Genomic DNA, 25,490 nt, shown 5'->3' on the forward strand with positions numbered 1-25,490 from the left:
ATATAAAATATGAAGAAAGTATTAGTGTTATGTACCGGCAATAGTTGCCGCAGTCAAATTGCAGAGGGATATTTAAGGTATTTTGCAGGTGCGGATGCAGAAATTTACAGTGCAGGTATCGAAACCCATGGTGTAAATCCGAAAGCGATTGCAACGATGGCAGCAGATGGAATTGATATTTCAAATCATACATCAAACAACATTGATGAATATACAAACATTGAATTTGATTATGTCATCACCGTGTGTGACAATGCAAAGGAAAGCTGTCCCTATTTTCCAACAAAAGCAGTTAAACTTCATTATAATTTTCCTGACCCAGCAAAAGCTAGAGGAACTGAAGAAGAAATTAATGCACAGTTTGCAACTGTAAGAAATATGATTAAAGCTTACTGCGAAAATTTTGTAAATGATTATTTAAAGAAATAAAAATGTCTGTCAATCATTGTGCACCAGTTATAGAAAGAAAAAAATTAAGCTTCCTTGATCGATTTTTAACTCTATGGATTTTTTTTGCCATGGCAATTGGTGTAAGTATAGGTTTTCTTTTTCCCTCATCATCTGTATTTATCAATTCATTTTCTAGTGGTACCACAAATATTCCATTAGCAATTGGATTGATATTGATGATGTATCCGCCTTTGGCTAAAGTTAAATATGAAAACTTAGGACAGGTATTTAAAGACACAAAAGTCTTAACTACATCGCTTGTTTTAAATTGGATAATTGGTCCAACGTTAATGTTTTTCTTAGCAATAATATTTTTGCAAGATTACCCAGCATATATGATTGGTTTAATTTTAATTGGTTTGGCTAGGTGTATTGCTATGGTGGTTGTATGGAATGAATTAGCTGAAGGAAATAGGGAATATGCAGCTGGCCTTATTGCCTTAAATAGTATTTTTCAAGTATTGCTATATAGTGTTTTTGCTTATGTTTTTATTACTGTTTTACCTCCAATTTTTGGTTTAAAGGGTTTAGTGGTAAATATTTCTATTGGGCAAATTGCAAAAAGTGTGGGTATTTACTTAGGGATTCCATTTGCAATGGGAATAATTAGTCGTACTGTGCTAATTAAATTAAAAGGCGAAGATTGGTTTAACACCAAGTTTGTTCCTTTTATCTCGCCAATTACATTGATAGCGCTATTATTTACGATCATCATTATGTTTAGTTTAAAAGGAGAACTTATTGTTCAAATTCCTATGGATGTGGTTAGAATTGCCATCCCTTTAGTTATTTACTTTGCGGTTATGTTTGTTCTTAGCTTTTTTGCAGGTAGATATTTTGGCGCAGATTATTCAAAAAGTACGGCAATTGCTTTTACTGCGACAGGTAATAATTTCGAATTAGCCATTGCAGTATCTATTGGAGTTTTTGGCATCAATTCTGGTGAGGCATTTGCCGGAGTTATTGGGCCATTGGTAGAAGTGCCAGCTTTAATTGCTTTGGTTAATGTAGCTTTTTGGTTTAGAAAAAAGTATTTCTTAAATGTTGGTTAAAGCAGGAGCAATAAAAAACCTCATCCAAAATTAATTGAATGAGGTTTTTATATTAACTTATACTTTTATTCTTCTTCTTTAGCTTCTACTAATCCAGGTACATCTACCATTTCATTTACATCAGCTTGGTAATTTACGCCTGCTACATCAAAACCAAATAAGTTTAAGAAATCTGTTTTGTAACCTGCTAAATCGCCTACGGCTGGTAAGTTTTCTGTTGTTGCTGTTTTCCATAGGGTTGCTACTTGAGCTTGTACATCCTCACGCATTTCCCAATCATCAATTCTGATACGGCCTTCTTCATCTACAGGAACATCACTTCCAGTGTATAATCTGTCTTTAAATAATCTGCCGATTTGCTCAATGCATCCTTCATGAATACCTTCTTCTTTCATTATTTTATATAGTAACGAAATATATAAAGGGATTACTGGAATTGCTGAACTTGCTTGGGTAACTAAGGCTTTATTTACCGAAACATAAGCTTTTCCATTAAGGTCTGCTAATTTATCGGTTATGGTAAATGCAGTTGCTTCTAAGTGATTTTTTGCCATACCAATTGTTCCTTTGCGGTAAACGGCTTCGGTTACGGCTGGACCGATATAAGAATAGGCAACTGTTGTAAAGCCTTCTGCTAATAGGTTTTCTGCTTTTAAAGCATCAATCCACATTGCCCAATCTTCTCCACCCATTACGGCAATTGTGTTTTCAATTTCTTCTTCGTTAGCTGGTTCGATTGATACTTCAGAAACTATGCCTGTGTGGAAATCTACTGTTTTATTGGTGAATGAGCCGCCGATTGGTTTTAAAACTGAACGGTGTGTGATGCCTGTGTTTGGGTTTGTTCTAACTGGCGATGCTAAGCTGTAGATGATTAAATCGATTTGACCTAAATCTGCTTTGATTAAATCAATGGTTTGTTGTTTTACTTCGTTTGAGAAGGCATCTCCGTTGATGCTTTTTGCATATAAACCTGCTTTGTTAGCTTCAGTTTCAAATGCTGCGCTGTTGTACCAGCCTGGTGATGCAGTTTTGCCTTCTTTAGGTGGTTTTTCGAAATATACACCGATAGTTGCTGCACCTGAGCCAAATGCACTTGTAATTCTAGATGCTAAACCGAAGCCGGTTGATGCACCAATTACGAGTACTTTTTTAGGTCCATCTATTTGGCCTTGAGATTTGATATAGTTAATTTGATTAATTATGTTTTGCTCACAACCTTTCGGGTGTGCGGTTAAACATATAAATCCTCTCATTCTAGGTTCAATAATCATAATTTTTTAAAGCTATTACTTAACTAATTGACGCTTGTTTAAGTTGGCAGCGTTCTATTCTTCAAAACTATCCTTAATTTCTTTCCATTCCAAATATATAGTTGATTTGTTCATTGGTTCAGTTGTTTATTGAGATAGAAAAGGTTTAGCGTATGATGTTATAAGTGTTATTGGATCTTATTTGATCAGTTGAATGAGCCAATAAGCACTAATAGCTAAGCGGTTGATAAAAGTGGAGTGCAGTTGTTTAATAAACCTGATAGTAACGGAAATACTTTTTGTTGCAGATTCTTTGACTGGTTTAACATGACAAATGCAAAAAAGATTGGAGTGGATAGCTCCAAAGGAGTCCCTTTGGGACAGGGCTTGCTTAAATAGATGTTACTATTTGGGCTTTTCTACTATTTTAACACATAGGTACATAAAGAACATAGTTAAGATTGCTATTCTTTATGTAGTAAGTTTACATGTTTAGAGATTCTTAGCTGCGCTCTGAATGACAAATTAGTATGACATTAAATTGTGTTTTAACAAGTGAGGATCAATAGCTTTTGTGCTTAATATTCGTTATTTTTGCAGGCTGTTTTTTACTACCGAGAATTACAAAATTTATGAGCAAAAAGAACATTGACCTAGGCGAGCAAAAAGATGTTGAAGTGTATGGTGCTAGGGTGCATAATCTTAAAAATATTGATGTTAGTTTCCCTCGAAATAAACTGGTTGTAATTACCGGTTTGAGTGGTAGCGGTAAATCGTCGTTGGCTTTTGATACAATTTATGCTGAAGGACAACGTCGCTATATGGAAACATTTAGTGCGTATTCTCGTCAGTTTATGGGCGGCATGGAGCGCCCCGATGTGGATAAGGTTTCGGGCTTAAGTCCGGTTATTGCGATTGAACAAAAAACGACAAGTAAAAATCCGCGTTCGACGGTAGGTACGATTACCGAAATTTACGATTTTATGCGCTTGCTTTATGCTCGTGTTGCTGATGCTTTTTCTTACAATACTGGTGAAAAAATGGAGCGAATGAGTGAAGATCAAATTCTTAAAAACATTTACAAAAGGTTTGATATGATGCCAGTAAATATTCTGGCTCCTGTGGTGAAGGGTAGAAAAGGGCATTATCGTGAATTGTTTGAGCAGATTAGGAAGCAAGGGTATGTAAAGGTTCGTATTGATGGTGAAATAAAAGATTTAACTGCTAAAATGCAGGTTGATCGTTACAAAATTCATGATATAGAGATTGTTGTTGATCGGTTGATTATTGATGAAAAGGATCATAAACGGTTATTGGATAGTATACAAACTGCAATGCGTTTGGGTAAGGGAATTATTAAAATAAGTGATAAGGATAATAATGTAGCGCATTTTAGTAAGTTTTTAATGTGTCCAACAACAGGTATTTCTTACGATGAACCTCAGCCGAATAGTTTTTCGTTTAATTCTCCTTATGGTGCTTGTGAGCGTTGTGATGGGTTGGGTTATATTTTTGTGGTTGATAAGGAATCGGTAATGCCGAACATGAAGTTGAGTATTTTAAATGGTGGTTTAGCTCCGTTAGGTGAGTATCGCGATGTTTGGATGTTTCAGGTATTGAAAGCTTTGGCTAAAAAGTATAATTTTTCGCTTTCTACTCCTCTTGAAAAATTAGGTGATGAAAATATTGACCTTATATTAAATGGTACGCATGATTTGTTGAGCGTTGCGGTTGAGTATAATAAGTGGAATGTGCAGAATTACCAAATTACTTTTGATGGCATTATTAAGTTGTTGGAGGAACAGCAGGAAAAAAGAAGTGATACCGCAAATGCGGATGATATGGATGCTTTTCGCAAATTAAAAACTTGTCCGGAATGTCATGGTGCTCGTTTGAAAAAAGAAAGTTTGCATTTTAAAGTAGATGGCAAAAACATTTTTGAGCTTGCCGAAATGGATATTTTCAGTCTAAAAACTTGGTTTACGGATGTTGAAACTCGCTTAAATGATCGTCAGAATACTATTGCAAAAGAGATCTTAAAGGAAATTAGGGCTCGTATTGGTTTCTTGACTGATGTTGGTTTAAATTATTTATCGTTGGATAGAACGGCTCGTACACTTTCTGGTGGTGAGGCGCAACGTATTCGTTTGGCTACTCAAATTGGTTCTCAATTGATGAATGTAATGTACATTTTAGATGAACCGAGTATTGGTTTGCATCAACGTGATAATGAGCGTTTGATTGGTGCGTTGAAAAATCTTCGTGATTTAGGAAATACGGTTTTAGTGGTAGAGCATGATAAGGAAATGATTTTGGAGGCTGATCATGTGATTGATATTGGTCCGGCAGCTGGTGTGCATGGTGGTGAAGTTGTTGCTCAGGGAACACCAGCTCAGATTTTAAAATCGGGAACTTTAACTGCGGCTTATTTGAATGGGAAGAAGGGAATTGAGGTTCCGAAAAAGCGCAGAAAAGGGAATGGACATAAGTTATCTATTATTAAAGCAACTGGACATAATTTAAAGGAGGTTTCGGTTGATTTCCCTTTGGGTAAATTTATTGCCGTTACTGGTGTTTCTGGTAGTGGAAAATCGAGTTTAATTACGGAGACGTTGTATCCAATTTTAAATCACCACTTTTTTAGGGCGAAAAAGCATCCGCTTCCTTATGAGAAAATTAATGGTTTAAAGGAAATTGATAAGGTGATTGAAATTGACCAAGCACCAATTGGACGTACTCCGAGATCAAATCCATCTACCTATACTGGCGTTTTCTCTGATATTAGAAACTTGTTTGTGTTGTTGCCAGAGGCGAAAATTCGTGGCTATAAACCTGGTCGTTTTTCTTTTAACGTAAAGGGAGGTCGTTGTGAAACTTGCCAGGGTGCGGGAATGAAGGTGATTGAAATGAATTTCTTACCAGATGTTGCTGTTCCATGTGAAGAATGTGGTGGAAGAAGGTATAACCGTGAGACATTAGAGGTTCGTTATCGTGGGAAATCGATTAGCGATGTGTTGGATATGAGCATTGAAGAGGCTTGTGCTTTTTTTGATCAGATGCCTGCTATTTACCGTAAAATAAAAACGTTGAATGATGTTGGTTTGGGGTATATCAGACTGGGTCAGTCGTCGACTACGCTATCTGGTGGTGAGGCGCAACGTGTTAAGTTGGCTACTGAATTATCTAAAAAAGATACTGGAAAAACCTTTTATATTTTAGATGAACCTACTACTGGTTTGCACTTTGAGGATATTAATGTTTTATTAGGTGTGTTGAATGAGTTGGTTGAGAAAGGCAATACTGTTTTAGTAATTGAGCATAATTTGGATGTTGTAAAGGTGGCCGATTGGGTAATTGATTTAGGTGAAGAAGGTGGTGCTGGCGGTGGTCGGATTATTTTTGAGGGTACGCCTGAAGGGTTAATTCAGAATCCTATTAGTTTGACTGGGAAGTTTTTGAAGAAGGAGATGGAAGGGTAAACGATTCGTCATTGACAGCTTGACTGGCAATCGTAATGCGATAGGTTATAGTACTAGAATAATTATTAGAAAATCAAATACAGAAGCCGGATTATTGTGAGTCGTGCTTTTTGCTACAATCTTTTTGTGCTTCGACAAGCCAAGCATGACAAAAAGGATATTTGCTTCAATCCTGTTTAGACACCTAGAGAAATGGGCAAAGGTTGGTTTATAAGCATAAAGGAGATTGCTTCGCTTTGCTCGCAAAGACGGGTGGGTAATTTTTACAAGACGAACGATACAATAGCTAGGTATTTTCCATGATGACTAATGGATGCGAAATGACTTTCTTGATTAGATTTATCTACTAAATTCGGAATTCCGTTTACATCTTTTTCTAATCTATATCGCTTTGATTTTGAGTTAAAATCCGACAGGTAATTATTAGTGTTTTCGAGATAGGTAGCTTGGATGTTATTAAGGTTTTCGCTTGTTGAGTATGCAATTGTGTGAATGAAATTTTGATTGATTTCACTTTTAGTGTGCATTATTTTGCCATCAAAGTCAACAAAGCCATTATTGTCTTTTATTTTACAAGTGAACTTCTTTGGACTATAAAATCTTTCTGAGGTTTCTCTATTGATGATTTTGTAAGCAGCTTCTTTCATACTCCAAAATAACCAAACCGTTGTTTCTGGATTAGCTGAGGTAAGAATTAGTTGTTGCTCTTGAAATGTGAAAAGTTTGTCTAAATATCCTTTTCTGCGCCAATTACTTTCTAAACTTGCTTTTTGCAAATCTACAATGTCATTACCCAGCATTTTCAGCTAGTTTTTCTTCTATTATAGCAATGGTAGCTTTTACAGTTAGCATTTTATTCATAGAGGCATCATCAATGGTTATTCCAAATTTCTCTTCGATATCCAAAACGATATCAACCAAATTTGCAGAATTGATTTTGAGGTCTGTTAGAAAATCAGTGTTCTCAGTAATGTTTTCTAATGCGGTTTTATCTTCCACATAAGGTGTGATAATTTCTTTGAGATCGTTTATTATTGGCATTTTATTGTTTTTTAAATTTTTTAAAGATAACACAGGCGTTAACATCTCCAAAACCAAAATTGGCTTTTGCTAAAATAGTAAGTTCTTTGTTTAATACTTTAGTAGGAATGCAATCTGGTTCAATTATATTTTTTATTTCAGGATGTAAATCTTCACAATTTATGTTTGGAAATATAAAATCATCTGCTAATTGCAAAACTGAAGCGACACATTCCATACTTCCAGCAGCGCTTAATGGATGTCCAATCATCCCTTTTAAGGAATTGATGTAAGGGAAATCTTTGCCAGATCGGTTAAGTGCCTTTGACCAGTTTTCGACTTCTAGTGAATCTTTCGAAGTTGCAGTTAAATGACCGTTAATGATATCGATATCGTTTGACGTTACACCAGCATTTTTTATTGCATCTGTAATGCATCTTTGAACAGCCACAGGATTTGGAGCGGTCATTGTTCCTAGTCCCCGTTGACCTCCAGAATTTACATTTCCACCTAGAACTTCGGCATAAATTTTAGCTCCTCTTTTTAAAGCGCTTTCTAAAGATTCAAGCACTAAAGCACCAGCGCCACTAGAGGGTACAAAGCCGCTTGCAGAAGCACTCATCGGTCTGCTTCCTTTTTCTGGTTCGTGGTTATGCTTGTTGGTACACACTCTCATGGCATCAAAACCTCCCCAAATGTACGGGCCACTATCAGTTGAACTACCAGCTAGCATTCTTGTCGCTTGTCCAGATTTTATTCGTTCGTACGCCATCAATACACTTTCGGTTCCTGTTGTGCAGGCAGATGAATTAGTTGTTATTTGATTCCCTAATCCCAATTTGCCGCCAATATAAGCACTCACCCCACTTGCCATAGTTTGTGCTACAGCAGTACTACCCAATCTTCGAACTTGTAAATCATCAACTTTATAGATTGAGGATCTAACTTTATCTATTCCTGATGTGCCTGTACCGAAGATTGTACCGCTATCCCAATCTGGATCTTCATTATTTTCTATGGATAAACCTGCATCTTTCCAAGCTTCTAATGCGGCTATAACCCCATACACGATCGCCGTACTTTCTAAAGATTTGAGTTCAAGTTCAGTAAAAGCAGACTGAATAACTTCATCGTTTAACTCTGGTTTTCCAGAAATCTGACAAGAAAATTTTAATGTCTCTAATTGCTTGTCATGGCGAATTCCAGAAACTCCATTTTTTATCGCTTCTTTAAATTGTGTAAGGTTTATGCCATTTGGCGAAACAATTCCTAAGCCTGTTATAACAACTCGGTTATTCATGCGATTTTTCGGTTATCATTCCAGCAATATTTCCTTTGCAAACAATTTCTCCTGCCTCATTTTCCATTTTAACGTTACAACTTAATTTATTGAAACGAAAGTAAACTTTTTCACTGGTTACGGTTACTTTTTCGTTTGGGAAAACTGGTTTTAAAAAGTCTATCGTGTTTGAAGTCATTGCTACAGCAGATTTTGTGTGTTTGTTTTGATTTCCCAAAAGGTAAATACCCAAACATACTAAGCCAATTTGAGCCATAGTTTCGGTCAGAATTACACCTGGTGTAACGGGGAAATTTTTAAAATGGCCTTTGTAAAAATCTAGTTCTTTAGCATAAGTATAGGTTCCTTTTGCCCCATTCTCATCTATGTGTAGTAATTCATCAACAAAGAGAAATGGTTTACTGTACGGAAGTCTTTCTAAAATTTGCTGTGCATTCATATTACCACTGCAATATAATTCTTTGCGCTGAAAAACCCGGACCAAAACTTAACATTAGACCTTTTTCTCCTGCTTTTGGTTTGGCGACTATAAAACGTTCTAGCACATACAATACTGTGGCGCTCGACATATTGCCGTACAATCGTAGTACTTCTTTGGTTTCATTTATGTTTTTTCCAAGTTCTCCGAAAAGAGATTCGACGATTTGCACAATTTTTTTTCCTCCAGGATGGAAGATTAAGTGATCAATATCTTTAATCTCCAATCCGCTTTTTGCTAAAAACGGATGAATGACGTTTGGGAAATGTTCTGTAATTGTTTCTGGAACCGCTACATCGAGTACCATTTGTAAACCTGTATTGGAGAGTTTAAAGCCCATCATATCTTCGGCATCGTAAAAATGGTACATTTCTTCTGCTACCATTTCTGGTCCATCATCTAACGGATTAGAACTTAACAAAGCACAAGCTGCACCATCTCCAAAAATAGCGGCACTTACAATGTTTGCCATCGAAAAATCGTTAAGCTGAAAAGTAGCAGTTGGAGATTCTACCGCAATTACTGCTGCTCGCTTACCAGGATTTGCTTTTAAAAAATTTTTAGCGTAAATCATTCCAGATACACCAGCGGCACAACCCATTTCTGTTACTGGGAGCCTAACAATATCTTGTCGCAGTTTTAGTGCATTTATGAGGTATGCATCAAGAGAGGGAATCATAATGCCTGTGCAACTTACCGTGATGATGTAATCTAAATCTTGAGGTTGCCAGTTTGTTTTTTCCAATGCGGTTTGCAAGCATTTTGCACCTAATTTAATTCCTTCTCTGCAATAAATGTCGTTTCTTTCTTCAAAACTCAAATCACTAAAAACTTCTTCGGGCGACATGATAGAATAACGTCTATCTACTGCAGCATTTTCGAATATCTTTTTAACTTTTCTAACAAATCGTTCCTCTTTTCCCTCTAGCCAATTCTCTAAGAAAGGCATAATTTCGTTCGTGGCTCTCGAATAATTTGGTAGGGCTTTACTTACGGCTTTTATTTTTACGCTCATGCTGTTTTTATTATCCATTGGTAGCGGAACGCCCATTTCCAGTTAATAGAACAAAATTTTAAATTTAGTTGTTTTGAATATCGTTGTAAATCAGTCTTTTTAAATCCTCTTAAGATGGAAACCAAACCATCTTCTCTCGACATATCGTTTAATTGGAAAACGAAACACAATGCATTGAATAAATAATAGGCGATTGCACTTCTGTGTAAATCGTTAATTACGATGCCCAATTCTGCTAAAACTTTAAAATTTTGTAGCAAAGTAATAATTTCTTCGTCTGTAAAATGATGTAAGGTTAAAGTGCACAACATGATATCACATTTGGTAGTTTTATCTAAATCTTTGAAAATATCTTTGCATTCATAGCTGATATTTTGATATTTGACTGATAAACTTCGAGCATGTTCTATCGTGAAATTATTTGCATCAATCCCAATCAATTCAAAGTTTAAGTTGTTGTTTTTAGCATAATCTGCAAGCGTTCTCAACATATCGCCGTTTCCACAACCGATATCTATAATACGAATAAATTGATGTTTTGGTTTGCTGCGGATTAATGCTTTAACACCATCCAACGTAACTTTGTTCCCGCCTAATAATTTGTTAATGCTGGCAATTTTATCAAGTGCATCTCTTAATATTTCACCTTCTAATTGAAAATCGTCCATTATTTCAGGAGCGGTACTTCTACGACTGGTATCTATCATTATTTATTAAGAATTAGAGGTTTCCCATGTGTTTTTTTTATAATTTGTTGAAAGATGAAAGGCATTTTTAATATACCAGTTAATAATACATCAGTTAATTTGTCTTTTCTTAAAATAGAAGATAAAATGCTTCCCATTTTTAAGCGAGAGCGAAATTGTTTATTCCATAGCGAAGTATATTGTTTTTCGAGTTCTACTCTTGAATTTATATCTCCATCAAAAAATTGAAGTAGTAATTCTGAACAGATTTTAGCGCTATGAATTGCCATTGCCATTCCGTTCCCGCAAAGCGGATGAATAAGCCCAGCAGTATCACCAATAAGTAAAATGTGATCGACAACTGCAGTTTTAGCTCCAAATGCTAATTGACTAATGGTTAAAGGGGCATCGAATATCATTTCACTATTTTCGAAAATCTCTTCTAAATGTTTATTTTGATATAAAACTTTCTGCTGATAAGTTTCTATGTTTTTATGTGCTTTGAAGGTCGCATAATCTGCCAAATAGCAAATATTTATACGCTGATTTTCTACTTTAGACACACCGCAATAACCTCCATTAAAATTATGTACTGCAACTAAATCATCAGGGAAATTGCCTTTATAGTGTGCTTTAACAGCTAAATAAGGAGATTTCTCTTTAATAAATGGTCGATCTAATTTTATATCAATACTAGAACGTTTGCCGTACGCTCCAATAACTTGCTTTGCCGTAAATTCTTTTCCAGCTAAAGTATGTACAGAGAAAATATCGTTGTCAAAAGTAACATCACTCACTGTATCTTCTATGATTTCAACTCCTTTATCTCCTTTATCAAGTAGTTGCTGATAGAGAAAATTATCGAATTCATATCTACTAATGCCAAAACCGCCCAAAGGCAAATTAGTAAATATGCTTTTCCCCGAAACTGTAGAGAGCTGTAAACGATTAATAATGCTAGGGTATAATTGGTTGATATCAACATTTAACCACTCCAAATAAGGAAGAACTTCGTTTGAAATATACTCGCCACAAACTTTATGATGTGGATATGCATTTTTTTCAATCAAAATAATTTTTAAACCTGCTTTATGAAGGTGAAGAGCTGATGTTAGACCTGCAAGTCCGCCACCAATAATTAAAATATCTGTTTGAAAGGGCATAAATTAAAACAACATCATTTATAAAAATATAACATATCAAGCAGCTATTTGTTATTAGTGAAACCAAAAACCATAACTGCTAATTATCTTTTATCAATTTACGCTAACTTTAACCTATGCAAACTTTATTAACGGCTGCCCAAATGCGAAATGCTGATGCGCATACCATAAAGCATCAATCCATTTCTTCTATTAATTTAATGGAAAAAGCTGCAAAGGCTTTTGTAAAGGTTCTTAAAAAGGAAGTTTCAAATAAGGAAACTAAAATTTCCATTTTATGTGGGCAAGGGAATAATGGGGGAGATGGTTTAGCAATTGCAAGGCTTTTAGCTAACGATAGCTATAAAAATATTGCTGTTTATTTAATCAGCTTTTCTGTTGAGCAGAGTGAGGATAACAAGAAAAATATAAAACGATTGTTGAAGTTAAATATTCCAGTTACAATTATTAAGGAAGCAGAAAAATTAAAGAGTTTACAAGCTGATGTACTAATTGATGCAATTCTTGGATCGGGATTAAATAAACCCTTACAAGGAGAATATGCAGCTGTAGCAACTTTTGTTAATGAATTAAAAATTAGAGTTATTTCAGTTGATGTACCTACTGGATTTAGCTCAGAAGGTGGAATAGCTGAAAAATATAATGGTATTAAAGCAGATTTAACCATTTGCTTTCAACGACCAAAAATTAACTTTTTCTTTCCCGAATCTGTAAAAGCATTGGCTAAATTTAAAGTTGTCGATATAGGTTTGGATGAAGATTTTATCGAAAATCAGAAAAGTGAATGGAAATTAACAACAGAATCTGATATTAAGAAACTGCTTAAACCCAGAAAGAACTTTAGTCATAAAGGCACATACGGACATGCACTACTTGTTGCTGGAAACAACACTACCATGGGCGCTGCATTATTAGCTGCTAGTGCTTGTCTACATTCAGGTGCCGGATTAACTACTGTTTGTTTACCACAAGGTGGATTAACAGCTTTGAATTCATCTTTACCAGAAGTAATGGCTTTACCAAGAAATCAGTATTTAGCGATGGAAGCTTTTGATCGATTTTCAGCCATTGCAGTTGGACCAGGGTTAGGTGTAGAAGAAGAAAAAGAAGAATTATTAGAAAAATTAGTCAATTTAAGAAAGCCTTTAGTATTAGATGCAGATGCACTCACTATTTTAAGTCAGAGAGGAGATTTGCTCCATGAATTATCCGCCAAAAGTATTTTAACGCCACATATGAAAGAGTTCGATCGGCTGTTTGGTGAACACAAAAACTGGTGGAGACGAGTTGAAACAGCGAGAAGAGAAGCAATAGCAAGAGATTTAATTTTTGTGCTAAAAAATCAATATACTTTTATTTGTTTACCAAACGGGAATGTACATATTAATCCAACTGGCAATCCAGCAATGGCTTCTGGCGGTATGGGCGATGTTTTGACAGGAATAATCGTGGCTTTATTAGCTCAGTCTTATTCTTCGGCGGATGCCGCTATTTTAGGAACCTATTTACATGGAAAAGCTGGCGACGAATTAGCGAAAAAGAGATTTACGGTGAATGCTTCACAATTACCTTTGCAAATTCCGAAAACAATGAAGAGAATAATTAAATAGTTACACCACCCATTACCACCATTTTTTCCATGGTTGGATTTTGGCTTCCGCCCATTGGCTCAATTGTAACTGCAAAGGCTTGTGCTTTTTCAATGGTTTCCATTTGTTTCACAGCTTCTTTAGCATTTTCGCCAAATACACCTAAACTTACAGGTTTGCCATCAACTAATGCCCATAATTGATATTCGTGAGATTGATCTGTTTTAGGCAAATCCATCGCAGCATAGTTAATTAAGATATTTTTGTTGATTTTATTCCAGTACACTAGCATTTTAGCTTTTGGTGAGTTTTTAACACCCGCCAATTTAACAGTAGCCCATTCATTGGTTTCAGTCATAGCTATTCTGTTTTCCATGCCCGCTTTATCAAATTCCAATTTAGAAACTGTACTTGCAAATTGATCTCTCTGTGTACTTAAACTTGCAATTTGATCGTGTGCAGAATTTAATTTACTGTAAACTGAAATTAATGCGGCAATGCTTATTACCAATAATGCTACACAAGCCACTAAAGCAAAACGTAATACTTTGATTTTGCCTTTGCTTGCATCATTATATAGAGGAACAATTTTAGGTTCAGATTTAATTTTATCTGCTTTAGCAGGATTTAATTGTGATAAAATTTTATCTTCCAATTCTGCAGATGGTGTAATTGCATTTTCTAAAGCGTAAGATTCCATAGCAAGCTCGATAGACAAAATTTCTGCCTTAATCTCAGCATGTTTAGCCGCCATAGCTTCAACTTCACTACATTCTTGAGCAGATAACTGCCCTAAAACGTAAAGTTCAAGTATGCCAGATTCGATATATGCTTTTACTTCTTCCACCTCAATTAAATTTTTTCCTCAATTCTAATATAGCCATTCGTACACGAGTTTTTACAGTGCCCAAAGGTAAATTTAGTTGTTCTGCTGTTTCAACATGGGTATAGCCTTTAAAATAGACCATATCTAACACGTTTTTAAAATCAGGTTTAAGCGTTGTCACCATTTCTTTCAAACCTAAAGTATCTGCATTAAAACTAACCTTTTTTTGTTGGTCAATGAAATCTACGTTATTTTCTATGTCTTGGTTTTTATTGGAATTTTTGAAATCTTTTGATCGCAATTTATCAATAGATAAGTTACGGGCAACATTCATCATCCACGTAAATAATCGCCCTTTTGATGAATCATAACTATTTGCAGAATTCCATATTTTCACGAAAGTTTCTTGTAAAACGTCTTCGGCAACTTCGGTTTGTTGTATAATACGAGAAATTACACCGAATAAAGCCCCAGAATACATATCGTACAATGCTTTAATTGCGATAGTATCCTGCTTTTTTAAAGCATTAACCAGCTCTTCTTCAGAAAGGGATATTTTTTTTGCTGTTGCCAAGATCGCTAATATACAGAATCTATAACATTGAAATCAAGAATTTGTTTGCATACAACTTCTAGCTCTAGAAATCGAATAAATGTTTCTCTGCATGATAAGATGAGCGAACCAAAGGGCCACTTTCTACATATCTTAAACCTTTCGCCAAACCTATTTCTTTGTATTTAGCAAACTGATCTGGGTGTATCCAATCTACCACAGGGTGATGACTTTTTGTAGGTTGTAAATATTGACCTAATGTTAAAATATGTACGCCGTTTGCTACCAAATCATCCATAGCTTCTAAAACATCTTCTTCAGTTTCGCCTAAACCTAGCATAATACCAGTTTTAGTTCTCAATCCAAATTCAGATATTCTTTTCAACGCTTCTAAACTTCTATCGTATTTTGCCTGGATGCGAACTTGCTTAGTTAAACGTCTTACAGTTTCCACATTGTGTGACATTACTTCTGGTCTTTCTTCTAAAACGCGATATAAATTATCCCATTGACCTCTAAAATCTGGAATTAAAGTTTCTAGCGTAGTTTCTGGACTTTCACGTCTGATTGCTTGTAAAGTTTCAGCCCAAATAATAGAACCACCGTCTTTTAAATCATCCCGATCTACCGAAGTAATTACGCAATGTTTCACTTTCATCAGTTTTACTGAATTAGCCACACGAGTAGGTTCATCTGTATCAACGGCTAAAGGTCTGCCAGTAGCCACAGCACAAAACGAACAAGAACGTGTACAAATGTTACCTAAAATCATAAAGGTAGCTGTACCAGCGCCCCAGCATTCGCCCATATTTGGACAATTACCGCTTTCGCAAATAGTATGTAGTTTATGCGTATCCACAAGACTTCGCACTTGCGCATATTCCTTACCAACAGGCAATTTAACTCGCAACCAATCTGGTTTACGTGGTTTTTCTGTTGCAACAGGAACTACAGGAAGTTCAATCATACTACAAAGTTAAACAATCTTGCCGAAAAGTTGTAGCAATGAAATGTTTAAGGGTTGTAATTTTGCAGTAGTTACAAAGATTTAAGTCTCAATTTCAAAAATTTTTTGTTGTTTGTTCTGAGAAAAACCAATGCTCTCATAAAATCTATGGCTTTCAGTTCGAATGATATTACACCGAACTCGAATTTTAGTTATTCCTAAAGATTTACCCCATTCTTTTACAGCTTCAATTAAGCTTTTACCTATTTTTTGCTTTTGCCAATGGCTATCGACAACTAAACCTGCAATTTCTACAAATAGTGGCGATTCTATTCTAATTGCTAGAAATCCATGGATCCATCCTACAATATGTCCATCTAATTTAGCCACGAATAAACAATCGTTTTTGCTTTTCATAATTTCTTGAGCTCTTTCAAAAAGATTTTCCACTTCATTTTCATAACCAAGCTGAGAAGATAATACAGTTATTTCTTCAGCATCTTTTATGGTAACAGTGAAAAGCTGGCTTATCGTTTTTTCCAATTTGAAATTTTTAAGCTAAGATAAAAAATAGAGCAAATAAATATTCATTTCAATCTCAAATTGCTAGTTCTATACTTTCTATCTACTCCAAAATTTTTAAATTTGCAGCTCAAAATCACGAAAATGGCTACTTCAAAGATTACATATACTGGCGATTTAAGAACTTCATCTGTCCATTTAAAATCTGGCAATGAAATCATAACCGATGCTCCTGTAGATAATCAGGGCAAAGGCGAAGCTTTTTCACCAACGGATTTACTAGCAACATCTTTGGGTAATTGCATGCTAACTATTGTTGGCATTAGTGCTAAAGCGCATGATTTTAATATTGATGGAACAACTGCTGAAGTCACTAAAATTATGGCAGAAAATCCACGCCGTGTAGTAGAAATTGTAGTGGATTTACAATTCCCTTCTAATAATTATACAGAGAAAGAAAAAGCAATTATTGAACGTGCGGCTAAAACTTGCCCAGTTTCGTATAGCCTTCATCCAGATATTAAACAAAATATAACCTTTAATTATTGCATAAAATGACTTTTATTGGCATTAATTATGCTTTGTAAATTCAAAACCTTTATGGGTTTAGTTTGAGAAATGAGTAGAAAAAAAAAGACGGTTGTTGAAACCGACGCAGATGTAATTTTAATTGGTGCAGGTATAATGAGCGCCACACTCGGGTTGCTTTTAAAAGAATTGGAACCTAATTTAAGCATAGAAATTTACGAACGTTTAGATATCGCGGCGGCGGAAAGTTCTGATGCTTGGAATAACGCAGGGACAGGCCATTCGGCATTTTGCGAACTAAACTACACACCACAAAAAGAAGATGGCTCTGTTGATATAAGAAAAGCAGTTCAAATTGCTGAATCTTATGAGGTTTCTAAACAATTCTGGGCTTATTTAGTCGAGAAAAATATTCTTTCAGACCCGCATTTATTCATTAGAAATATTCCGCATTTAAGTTTTGTTTGGGGCAAAGACAATGTCGATTTTTTGAAAACTCGTTTTACCAATTTACAAAAATGTAATCTGTTTGAAGACATGCACTACAGTGAGGATCCAAAAGTAATACAAGAATGGGTTCCACTAATTATGGATGGTAGAAAGAAAAAGGAAAAAGTTGCAGCTACCAAAATGGATTTAGGAACAGATGTAAATTTTGGTTCATTAACTCGCGAAATGTTTAGTTATTTGAGTAAACAAGCAAATGTGAAGTTGCATTTTCATCACGAAATACGTGAATTGGATAAGACTGATGAGGGTAATTGGAAAGTTAAAGTTAAGAATCTAGAATCGGGTAAAAAGAGAAGTCGATCAGCTAAGTTTGTATTTATTGGTGCTGGCGGAGGTTCTTTACCGTTATTAGAAAAATCTGATATCCCAGAAGGAAAAGGATTTGGTGGTTTTCCAGTAAGCGGCCAGTGGTTAAAATGTACAAATGAAGAAGTGATTGCTAAACACCATGCAAAAGTATATGGAAAAGCTGCGGTTGGTGCACCGCCAATGTCTGTTCCGCATTTGGATACTCGCATCATTAATGGTAAGCAAGCTTTATTATTTGGTCCTTATGCCGGTTTTTCTACTAAATTTTTAAAACACGGATCGTTTCTTGATTTACCGTTATCTATCAAGTTTGATAATATTAGACCAATGGTTTCAGCTGGACTGAAAAATATCGATCTAACAAAATATTTAATTGAGCAAATACGACAATCTCCAGAAGATAGGTTCGAAGCTTTAAAAGAATATTTGCCAAGTGCCGATTTTAAGGATTGGGAATTGGAATATGCTGGGCAAAGAGTGCAGGTAATTAAAAAGAAAGCAAGTGGTGGTGGAATTTTAGAGTTCGGTACTGAAGTAGTAAGTGCTGCTGATGGTTCAATTGCTGCTTTATTGGGTGCATCGCCTGGGGCTTCAACGGCTGTTTCTATTATGCTTGATTTACTAGATCGTTGTTTCAAAACAAAATTGCAAACAGCAGAATGGCAAACGAAAATTAGAACGATGATTCCAACTTACGGGGAAAAATTAGCTGAAAACACACCACTCTGCAAAAAAACCAGATTACGTACTTCAGCTGTGTTGAAGTTAAATGATTCTATTGATGAGGATTAAGTTTATAGTCCATAGTTAATAGCTTGTAAGTCCTTTCTATCAACTCAAACTATTTGCAATTTAAACTGTAATCGACTCTGAAATTTCTTCTGCAGAAATATCGCTATGTGATAAATCTAAGATACATTCTCCATCTTTTATTAAAAGTACTTGCGGTGATTCGTGATGAACTTGAAATGTTTCGGCAATTAATGCTGAAATATCCCTGTGTGCAATTAAATCTAAAAAATAGAGAGGTGTATTTTCGGGAATAGCATTCCAGTCTAATTCGAAATTTCTTTTAGCCATTAAACTAATAGAGCAACGGGTACTGTGTTTAAAAATCACACTGTATTCACTTGCTTCTTTAATTAATTTGACTTGTTCTTGGTTATTAAGATTTATCCACTGCATTTTTATCTTCTTCTTTTTCCTTCCGGATAAGAACTATAAGCAGGACACAAACGAGAAGAGCAAGATTCTAATACTGCTATTGCACAAAATAAAAATAATAATAGAATAGCAATCTTTTTCATCGATTTATGTTTAAATTTTCCTTGATTAAAGTTCTAATTTACAAATTTTTATGAATATCAAGCAAGCTTGTTAAATTGTTGCAGAAAAGTGCGCCATTTTTAATGCTGTAATAGCAGCCTCATCCCCTTTATTGCCATGTTTGCCACCAGCTCTATCTATTGCTTGTTGTTCATCGTTGGTGGTTAAAACTCCAAAAATCACTGGCTTACTATGTTTAATGCCAACATTTGTAATGCCATTCGCAACAGCATCGCAAATAAAATCGAAATGTTTAGTATCGCCTTGTATCACACAGCCTAAACAAATTACAGCATCTAATCCAACATTTTTAGTTAATAAAATTTCTGCTGCACCTGTTAATTCAAAACTTCCAGGTACTGGCATAGAAATAATATTTTCTTCTTTCACGCCATGTTTTATCAATGTATCAAAAGCACCTTGATACAATGCTCCTGTAATTTTAGCATTCCATTCTGCTACTACAATCGCAATTTTATAGTCAGAGCCATTTGGAATGGTCGTATGAGAAAAATCTGAAAGGTTTTTAAGATGTGTTGCCATGTTACAAAGGTAAATTTATTGTTTAAATGTTAAAAGGTAGTAAAGTTGTAATGTTGTCATAAAACAAAAAAGACCCTGAATTAACAGAGTCTTCTATCTTAATCCGCAATGCGGAAAAATTATTTTACTTGAGCTTGCACACGAGCAATGTACTCATCAATCATAGTAGCTTCTTGGCTATCTGGATATTGAGTTTTGATTTTAGTGTACGCTTCTTCAGCATTTTTTAAATCTTTCAGGGTTTCGTAAACTAAACCTAGTTTTTTAAGGAACATTGGAGATGTAAATTTATTACTCGCTTTATCAGCTGCTTTTTGATAGTAAGTTGCAGCTTGTTTGTAATCTTTTAGTTCGCTATACGCATCGCCCAATAGGCCTAAAGCTAATGGATCTGCAACCGGACTGCCAGTAGCTGTGTATTTTCCTAAAGCTTCAGTAGCTTTTTTGTATTCACCTTTACGCAAATAAATACCTCCCAAATAAAGGTTAGCTAAGTTTGCAGATTTAGTATTGTCATACTCTTCAGCAATTTTTTCAAGACCAGGATACCCACCTTCACCATTAATAGCTTTGTTAGCTAATGAATCTACGCTAACATATTGTTCGGCTTTATACATTTCACCAGCAGCTTTTTCTGCTCTACTTGGTAAGTATGAGTAAAAATAATAAGCGGCAATTGCTCCTAAAGCTAAAATTGCAACACCTATAAATAAAAAACTTTTACCATTCTCTTCTAAAAAACCACCTTTTCTAACTGGTTGAGTTACTGTTTTATCTGTTGTAGACATTTATTTAAAAAAATTAAGGATTGCAAAAATACGTTTTTCAATCAAAGTATCAAGTTCTTTTTAACTATTTAATTAAACTTTAGTCGATTAGCATTGGTAAAAAAAGTAAATTGCAGCATATTTATGTGGTTAAAAAATATTACTCTTCTCAATTTTAAAAATTATTCATCTGCCGAGCTTCGCTTTTCAAAAACTGTAAATGCGTTTGTAGGCAATAATGGCGCTGGTAAAACCAATTTATTAGATGCGATTCATTATTTGTGTCTTTGTAAGAGTTATTTTAATCCGATAGATAGTCAGCAAATTAAAACTAACGAAGATATTTTTTTAATACAAGGTGATTTTGAGCGTAAAGAGAAAAATGAAAAAATTACCTGCGGTTTAAAACGAAATCAGAAAAAGCAGTTTAAAAGAAACAAAAAGGAATACGATAAGTTGGCAAATCATATTGGGCTTTTCCCGTTGGTAATGATTTCTCCTTACGATGTGAATTTAATTATGGATGGGAGTGAGGAACGACGTAGATTTATCGACAATGTAATTTCTCAAACCGACGCTAATTATTTAGATGAACTGATTACGTACAATAAACACCTTTTAAATCGTAATGCATTATTGAAACAAGTTGCGGTTACCAGAAAGCTGGATGTAACTTTATTGCAGATTTTAGATGAACAATTAATCCTATCGGGAAATAAGATTTTCGAAAAGCGTAAACAATTTTTAGCTGATTTTATTCCATTATTTAACAAGCATTACACTTATATTTCTGATCATGCCGAAGAAGTATCTCTAAATTATCAATCGCAGTTAAATGAGCAAAGTTTTGAAGAATTACTGGCTCAATCTATAGAAAAAGATAGAATATTAGAGCGAACAACAACTGGTATTCACAAAGACGAATTGTTATTTACCATTGGTGATATGCCTTTGAAGAAATTTGGTTCGCAAGGACAGCAAAAATCGTTTTTAATTGCTTTAAAATTAGCACAGTACAGTTATTTGCAAAAATTTAAAGGTTTTAAACCTTTGCTCTTATTGGATGATATTTTTGATAAATTAGATGATCTTAGAGTGCGTAAACTAATGGAAATGGTTTCTCATCACGATTTTGGTCAGTTATTTATTACTGATACAGGAAAAGAAAGAGTAGTTTCTATTTTTAATGAGATTAAAGTTGATGTAACTTTGTTTGAAGTAGCGAACGGAGTAATAAAACATGCGTAAACCAAACGACATATCATTAAAAGATGCCATCACTAAAATGCTTTCAGTTTATCGATTGCGTGGAAAGTACGATGAGACCGGTGTTGTGGTACATTGGCCAGAATTGATGGGTACCGCAGTCGCAAATCGTACTACACAAATTTATGTGAGCAATAAAAAGCTTTTTGTCAGAATAGAATCTTCAGTAATTAAAAACGAATTACTGATGGTTAGAACTGGCATTATTCAAAAACTAAATGAAAGAGCAGGTTCAGAAGTCATTACTGAAATTGTCTTTTTATAGAAAAAATCAGTGCAACATAGTTACACTGATTTTTTAATTTCTGTTGCCAAATACTTTAGAAATTATCCAAATAATTAAAGCTAAAACAATTACTACAACAATTATTGCAGACCAAAATCCTGCTTTAAAAATTCCTTCAACTAATTCGCAACTAGTCAAAGTTGTTGCTAATAAGGCAATAAGAGCTAATGGGGCGTATTTTTTCATTGTCATCTGATTTATTTTTTAATTAAACACACCAAATCACAATTAGTTTGATTTTAATTATTCGCCAACTTTAATCAATTCTATTTCAAATATTAAAGTACTAAACGGTGGAATACTACCATCTGGAGTTTCTCTGCCACCATAAGCCAAATTATAAGGAATAAAGAAACGATATTTCGAACCAGTCTCCATTAATTGAACACCTTCTGTCCAGCCACTAATTACTCTATTCAAACCAAATGTTGCAGGTTCACCTCTTTTGTAAGAACTGTCAAATTCAAATCCATTAAGTAATGTTCCTTTATAATTTACAGTTACCACATCTGTTGCCGTAGGCTTAACTCCAGTTCCTTGTACAATAACTTCGTACTGCAAACCGCTAGCTGTAGTTTTAATACCTGGCTTAGTTTTGTTCTGAGCTAAAAAAGCAGCACCAGCATTTACATTAGCCGAATATTTTTGTTTATCAGCTTCTTCCTTTTGTTTATTAAAACTGGTAAAAAGATTATTGATAACAGTTTGACATTGTTCTTGAGTTAATGTTGGATTAGCTTTTGCAAAAACATCTTTTATCCCTTTATTAAACAACTCATAATTAATGGTATTTAAACCGCCATTTTTAAAGCTACTTGCTACATTTATACCTAATGCGTAACTAGCAGAATCCAAAGTGTTTTTAAACAGAGGAGCTTTGTTGGGTACTATTTTGCCAGCTGTTACTGGTTTTTTAACTGGTGTGGTTTTTTTTGCAGCTGTTTGAGCATTGGCGCTAAGTCCAACTAATGTAACTAGCGATGCAAGCATTATTTTTTTCATCCGTATATAATTTTGTTTTTCAATGGTGATGATGCTATCAGATTTGTTCATCCCACTGTGTGGTTTGAAAAACCATGATGGTTTCATAGATTATTTTTTAAGGTCGAAATATAGATAAAAAAATAAGCACCCTAACTAAATAAAGTGCTTATAAATAATTTTTTATGGAGACTTAATTAAAAACGCTCTGCAGCGGTAAAAAAGAAATCACCTTCTATTTGTGCATTCTCATCAGAATCCGATCCGTGAACAGCATTTGCATCAATAGATTTTGCATATTTCTGACGGATTGTTCCTTCTGCAGCTTCAGCTGGATTAGTAGCACCAATTAAAGTTCTAAAATCTTCAATTGCATTGTCTTTTTCTAAAATAGCCGCAACAATAGGTCCAGAAGACATAAAGCTCACTAAATCATTGTAAAATGGACGTGCTTTGTGTACAGCATAAAATTCACCAGCAGTTTCTGGAGTTAATTTTGTGTATTTTAAAGCAATGATCTTAAAACCTGCGTTCGTAATATCATTTATGATTGCGCCAATATGCCCGTTTGCAACTGCATCAGGCTTAATCATGGTAAATGTTCTATTTGTACTCATTGTATATTTAATTCAATTTTTTTGCAAAAATACAATTCTTTACTTTAATATTAAAGCTATTGAATAAAAGCTATCAATTAAATCTAAAATTATTAGCTTTGCAGGCGAAAATTTATGATATCAATTTCAAAATTAAAAACAGTATTAGCGACACCACAAAAGATTGTCATTACAACGCATCATAAACCTGATGGCGATGCAATGGGCTCTTCTTTAGGATTATATGCCTATTTAATTCAAAAAGGACATCACGTTAGTGTAATTACACCTACAGATTATCCTGATTTTTTACATTGGTTGCCTAATAATTCTGATGTAATAATATACACCGATGCACCAGAGAAAGCTGTGGAATTAGTAAATGAAGCCGCTTTAATATTCTGTTTAGATTTTAATTCTTTAAGTAGAATTAACGAACTAGGAGATTATATACGTAATGCATCTGCTCTAAAATTGATGATTGACCATCATTTAGAGCCAGAAGATTTTGATGATTATCGTCATTGGAACATTAATGCATGTGCAGCTGCTCAGTTAGTTTACGATTTTATATTAAATGAACTAAATGACGGTGAATTCATTAATAAAGATGTGGCAACTTGCTTGTATACTGGTATTATGACAGATTCTGGTTCTTTCCGTTTCCCTTCGGCAACTTCATCGGTGTATAGAATTGGAGCAGAATTAATTGATTTAGGTGCAGAACATTGGCGCATTCATCAATTAGTATATGACAATGCCTCAGAAAACCGTTTACGTTTCTTGGGTCATTGTTTATCGAATAAATTAGAAGTTATAAGAGAATTTAATACTGCTATAATTACAGTTACTGCAGAGGAGTTGAAGAATTATAACATTGCTACTGGCGACACAGAAGGAATTGTAAATTACGCACTTTCAATTAACGGCATAAAACTAGCTGCATTTATTATTGAAAGAACTGATAAAGTTAAATTATCTTTACGTTCTACTGGAGATTTTCCTGCAAACGAAATCTGTAAAAAATATTTTAATGGTGGTGGACATAGAAATGCCGCGGGCGGTGCTTCTGATAAGAATTTAGTAGATACAATAGCTGAATTTAAAGCAATTTTACCAGAATATAAAACGCAATTATTACAATAAAATATAAACAAAAGAGTAAGCACTCTAAATCAATCTAAAAAATAGAAAATATAATGAAAAAAAGTTTAGTAATTCTTTTTGCAGCTACATTAGGCTTAGCTGCTTGTAACACAGAAAAAAAAGGTCCAGGAGGTTTGTTGTATACTATTCATCATTCAGAAGGAAAAGAAAAAATTAAAGAAGGTGACATTATCAAAATGAATTTCACTATTAAAAATGATAAGGATTCAGTTTTTTATAGCTCATTTGAAAATGGAGTTCCTCAAGTATTCCAAGCACAAAAGAAAATGTACGCTGGAGATCAGCAAGATGCATTAACATTGATTGGAGAAGGCGATAGTGCAACTTTTAAAATCAATTTAGATACATTGGCTTTCTATACAAAACAACCAAAAGGTGAGCAATTTAAAAACGATAAATACCAAACATTCGTAGTTAAAATTGAAAAAGTATTTAAAAAGAATGCTAACGAGGCAGACTCTACTTTCCAAAAAAGAGCTGGCGAATTTTTCCAAGCAGATTATAAAGCTACTATGGATAAAATTAAAAACGCTGAACCTGCAAAAATCAAAACTTATATCGCAGATAATAGCCTAAAAACTAAAACTACACCAAGTGGCTTAAACTATATAATCTCTGCACCAGGTAATGCTGATAGAGCAACAATGGGCGATACAGTTGAAGTAAACTATACGGGTAAATTAACCAAAAAAGATAAAGACGGTAAATACAAAGTGTTTGATACTAGCGATCAGAAATTAGGTAAAGAATGGAAATTAGATCGTCCAGGAAAAGTTTTTGGTCCAACTAAAATGGTGATGGGCGGTACAGTACCAGGTTTTACTGAAGCTTTAACCTTAGTTGGTAAAGGCGGTAAAATAATGGTTGTTATTCCATCTA

The 25,490-nt window shown here is 34.5% G+C and carries 28 protein-coding genes; 10 read left to right on the plus strand and 18 right to left on the minus strand.

Features of this window, described 5'->3' with window-relative positions; translation table 11 throughout:
- Positions 1 to 9 precede the first annotated feature (9 nt).
- Positions 10 to 429, plus strand: coding sequence for an arsenate reductase ArsC (locus tag WC622_RS02930; protein WP_372817121.1), 420 nt, complete (start codon positions 10 to 12; stop codon positions 427 to 429).
- 2 nt (positions 430 to 431) lie between these two features.
- Positions 432 to 1,502: an ACR3 family arsenite efflux transporter gene (gene arsB / locus WC622_RS02935; protein WP_372817123.1), complete on the plus strand. Its 1,071-nt coding sequence runs from the start codon at positions 432 to 434 to the stop codon at positions 1,500 to 1,502.
- A 65-nt stretch (positions 1,503 to 1,567) separates the two neighbouring features.
- On the opposite strand, the gene fabV is transcribed toward arsB, so the two are convergent.
- On the minus strand, positions 1,568 to 2,776 hold the full coding sequence (gene fabV / locus WC622_RS02940; RefSeq protein ID WP_372817125.1) for an enoyl-ACP reductase FabV: 1,209 nt from the start codon (positions 2,774 to 2,776) through the stop codon (positions 1,568 to 1,570).
- A 611-nt stretch (positions 2,777 to 3,387) separates the two neighbouring features.
- Between fabV and uvrA the strand changes: the two genes are divergently transcribed.
- A complete protein-coding gene (gene uvrA, locus WC622_RS02945; protein WP_372817126.1) occupies positions 3,388 to 6,234 on the plus strand; it encodes an excinuclease ABC subunit UvrA in 2,847 nt (948 codons plus the stop codon).
- Positions 6,235 to 6,497: 263 nt separating this feature from the next.
- Here uvrA and WC622_RS02950 read toward each other — a convergent pair whose 3' ends face one another.
- The 7 genes from WC622_RS02950 to WC622_RS02980 are packed head-to-tail and all read right to left on the minus strand — an operon-like array spanning position 6,498 to position 11,896.
- On the minus strand, positions 6,498 to 7,034 hold the full coding sequence (locus WC622_RS02950) for a 4'-phosphopantetheinyl transferase superfamily protein (RefSeq protein ID WP_372817127.1): 537 nt from the start codon (positions 7,032 to 7,034) through the stop codon (positions 6,498 to 6,500).
- On the minus strand, positions 7,024 to 7,275 hold the full coding sequence (locus WC622_RS02955) for an acyl carrier protein (protein WP_372817129.1): 252 nt from the start codon (positions 7,273 to 7,275) through the stop codon (positions 7,024 to 7,026). The genes WC622_RS02950 and WC622_RS02955 overlap by 11 nt, the downstream gene beginning before the upstream one ends.
- A gap of 1 nt (position 7,276) precedes the next feature.
- Positions 7,277 to 8,554 carry a beta-ketoacyl synthase gene (locus tag WC622_RS02960; RefSeq protein ID WP_372817130.1) on the minus strand — a complete coding sequence of 426 codons (1,278 nt, stop codon included), beginning with the start codon at positions 8,552 to 8,554 and terminating at the stop codon, positions 7,277 to 7,279.
- A complete protein-coding gene (locus WC622_RS02965; RefSeq protein WP_372817132.1) occupies positions 8,547 to 8,993 on the minus strand; it encodes a 3-hydroxyacyl-ACP dehydratase FabZ family protein in 447 nt (148 codons plus the stop codon). Before WC622_RS02965 ends, WC622_RS02960 begins: the two co-directional genes overlap by 8 nt.
- A 1-nt stretch (position 8,994) precedes the next feature.
- Positions 8,995 to 10,083, minus strand: a complete 1,089-nt coding sequence (locus WC622_RS02970; protein WP_372817134.1) for a type III polyketide synthase — start codon at positions 10,081 to 10,083, stop codon at positions 8,995 to 8,997.
- Positions 10,044 to 10,754: a methyltransferase domain-containing protein gene (locus WC622_RS02975; protein WP_372817136.1), complete on the minus strand. Its 711-nt coding sequence runs from the start codon at positions 10,752 to 10,754 to the stop codon at positions 10,044 to 10,046. The genes WC622_RS02970 and WC622_RS02975 overlap by 40 nt, the downstream gene beginning before the upstream one ends.
- Positions 10,754 to 11,896 carry an NAD(P)/FAD-dependent oxidoreductase gene (locus WC622_RS02980; protein ID WP_372817138.1) on the minus strand — a complete coding sequence of 381 codons (1,143 nt, stop codon included), beginning with the start codon at positions 11,894 to 11,896 and terminating at the stop codon, positions 10,754 to 10,756. The genes WC622_RS02975 and WC622_RS02980 overlap by 1 nt, the downstream gene beginning before the upstream one ends.
- Positions 11,897 to 12,012: 116 nt before the next feature.
- On the opposite strand from WC622_RS02980, the gene WC622_RS02985 reads away from it, so the two are divergent.
- Positions 12,013 to 13,506, plus strand: a complete 1,494-nt coding sequence (locus WC622_RS02985; RefSeq protein ID WP_372817140.1) for an NAD(P)H-hydrate dehydratase — start codon at positions 12,013 to 12,015, stop codon at positions 13,504 to 13,506.
- On the opposite strand, the gene WC622_RS02990 is transcribed toward WC622_RS02985, so the two are convergent.
- From WC622_RS02990 to WC622_RS03005, 4 genes are all read right to left on the minus strand, one after another.
- A complete protein-coding gene (locus tag WC622_RS02990; RefSeq protein WP_372817142.1) occupies positions 13,499 to 14,332 on the minus strand; it encodes an anti-sigma factor domain-containing protein in 834 nt (277 codons plus the stop codon). The two genes, WC622_RS02985 and WC622_RS02990, sit on opposite strands and share 8 nt — an antisense overlap.
- A gap of 1 nt (position 14,333) precedes the next feature.
- Positions 14,334 to 14,885, minus strand: a complete 552-nt coding sequence (locus WC622_RS02995; RefSeq protein ID WP_372817144.1) for an RNA polymerase sigma factor — start codon at positions 14,883 to 14,885, stop codon at positions 14,334 to 14,336.
- A 64-nt stretch (positions 14,886 to 14,949) separates the two neighbouring features.
- Positions 14,950 to 15,831: a lipoyl synthase gene (lipA, locus tag WC622_RS03000; RefSeq protein WP_372817146.1), complete on the minus strand. Its 882-nt coding sequence runs from the start codon at positions 15,829 to 15,831 to the stop codon at positions 14,950 to 14,952.
- Between the two features lie 81 nt (positions 15,832 to 15,912).
- A complete protein-coding gene (locus WC622_RS03005) occupies positions 15,913 to 16,353 on the minus strand; it encodes a GNAT family N-acetyltransferase (protein ID WP_372817148.1) in 441 nt (146 codons plus the stop codon).
- 123 nt (positions 16,354 to 16,476) lie between these two features.
- Between WC622_RS03005 and WC622_RS03010 the strand changes: the two genes are divergently transcribed.
- Both WC622_RS03010 and WC622_RS03015 read left to right on the plus strand, forming a co-directional pair.
- Positions 16,477 to 16,890: an OsmC family protein gene (locus WC622_RS03010; protein WP_372817150.1), complete on the plus strand. Its 414-nt coding sequence runs from the start codon at positions 16,477 to 16,479 to the stop codon at positions 16,888 to 16,890.
- 60 nt (positions 16,891 to 16,950) lie between these two features.
- The gene (locus tag WC622_RS03015; RefSeq protein ID WP_372817152.1) at positions 16,951 to 18,471 is read left to right on the plus strand and encodes a malate:quinone oxidoreductase; all 1,521 of its coding nucleotides are present in this window, start codon (positions 16,951 to 16,953) and stop codon (positions 18,469 to 18,471) included.
- 60 nt (positions 18,472 to 18,531) lie between these two features.
- Here the strand turns inward: WC622_RS03015 and ytxJ are convergent, their stop codons facing one another.
- The 3 genes from ytxJ to WC622_RS03030 all read right to left on the minus strand — a co-directional run bounded on the left by ytxJ (position 18,532) and on the right by WC622_RS03030 (position 20,336).
- Positions 18,532 to 18,864 (minus strand): bacillithiol system redox-active protein YtxJ, encoded by a 333-nt coding sequence (gene ytxJ, locus WC622_RS03020; RefSeq protein ID WP_372817154.1) that lies wholly within the window; start codon positions 18,862 to 18,864, stop codon positions 18,532 to 18,534.
- Between the two features lie 192 nt (positions 18,865 to 19,056).
- Positions 19,057 to 19,548, minus strand: a complete 492-nt coding sequence (gene ribH / locus WC622_RS03025) for a 6,7-dimethyl-8-ribityllumazine synthase (protein WP_372817156.1) — start codon at positions 19,546 to 19,548, stop codon at positions 19,057 to 19,059.
- Between the two features lie 119 nt (positions 19,549 to 19,667).
- Entirely contained in the window at positions 19,668 to 20,336 is a 669-nt protein-coding gene (locus WC622_RS03030; protein ID WP_372817158.1) for a tol-pal system YbgF family protein, read from the minus strand.
- Positions 20,337 to 20,459: 123 nt separating this feature from the next.
- Here WC622_RS03030 and recF point away from each other — a divergent pair, with 123 nt between their 5' ends.
- Complete coding sequence (gene recF, locus WC622_RS03035; protein ID WP_372817160.1) at positions 20,460 to 21,563, plus strand: DNA replication/repair protein RecF; 1,104 nt, start codon at positions 20,460 to 20,462, stop codon at positions 21,561 to 21,563.
- Positions 21,556 to 21,846: a DUF721 domain-containing protein gene (locus tag WC622_RS03040; RefSeq protein WP_372817162.1), complete on the plus strand. Its 291-nt coding sequence runs from the start codon at positions 21,556 to 21,558 to the stop codon at positions 21,844 to 21,846. Before recF ends, WC622_RS03040 begins: the two co-directional genes overlap by 8 nt.
- Positions 21,847 to 21,879: 33 nt before the next feature.
- On the opposite strand, the gene WC622_RS03045 is transcribed toward WC622_RS03040, so the two are convergent.
- The 3 genes from WC622_RS03045 to WC622_RS03055 form a co-directional block, all read right to left on the minus strand.
- Positions 21,880 to 22,053, minus strand: a complete 174-nt coding sequence (locus WC622_RS03045) for a hypothetical protein (protein WP_372817164.1) — start codon at positions 22,051 to 22,053, stop codon at positions 21,880 to 21,882.
- A 57-nt stretch (positions 22,054 to 22,110) separates the two neighbouring features.
- Positions 22,111 to 22,920, minus strand: a complete 810-nt coding sequence (locus tag WC622_RS03050) for an FKBP-type peptidyl-prolyl cis-trans isomerase (protein WP_372817166.1) — start codon at positions 22,918 to 22,920, stop codon at positions 22,111 to 22,113.
- Between the two features lie 125 nt (positions 22,921 to 23,045).
- Positions 23,046 to 23,465, minus strand: a complete 420-nt coding sequence (locus tag WC622_RS03055; protein WP_372817168.1) for a nucleoside-diphosphate kinase — start codon at positions 23,463 to 23,465, stop codon at positions 23,046 to 23,048.
- 114 nt (positions 23,466 to 23,579) lie between these two features.
- Here WC622_RS03055 and WC622_RS03060 point away from each other — a divergent pair, with 114 nt between their 5' ends.
- Together WC622_RS03060 and WC622_RS03065 are read left to right on the plus strand one after the other, a co-directional pair.
- The gene (locus tag WC622_RS03060) at positions 23,580 to 24,590 is read left to right on the plus strand and encodes a bifunctional oligoribonuclease/PAP phosphatase NrnA (RefSeq protein ID WP_372817170.1); all 1,011 of its coding nucleotides are present in this window, start codon (positions 23,580 to 23,582) and stop codon (positions 24,588 to 24,590) included.
- 53 nt (positions 24,591 to 24,643) lie between these two features.
- Positions 24,644 to 25,490, plus strand: an 847-nt coding sequence (locus WC622_RS03065; protein WP_372817172.1) for an FKBP-type peptidyl-prolyl cis-trans isomerase, incomplete at its 3' end; no start/stop codon positions are given.

Source organism: Pedobacter sp., assembly GCF_041662865.1.
Classification (GTDB): Bacteria; Bacteroidota; Bacteroidia; order Sphingobacteriales; family Sphingobacteriaceae; genus Pedobacter.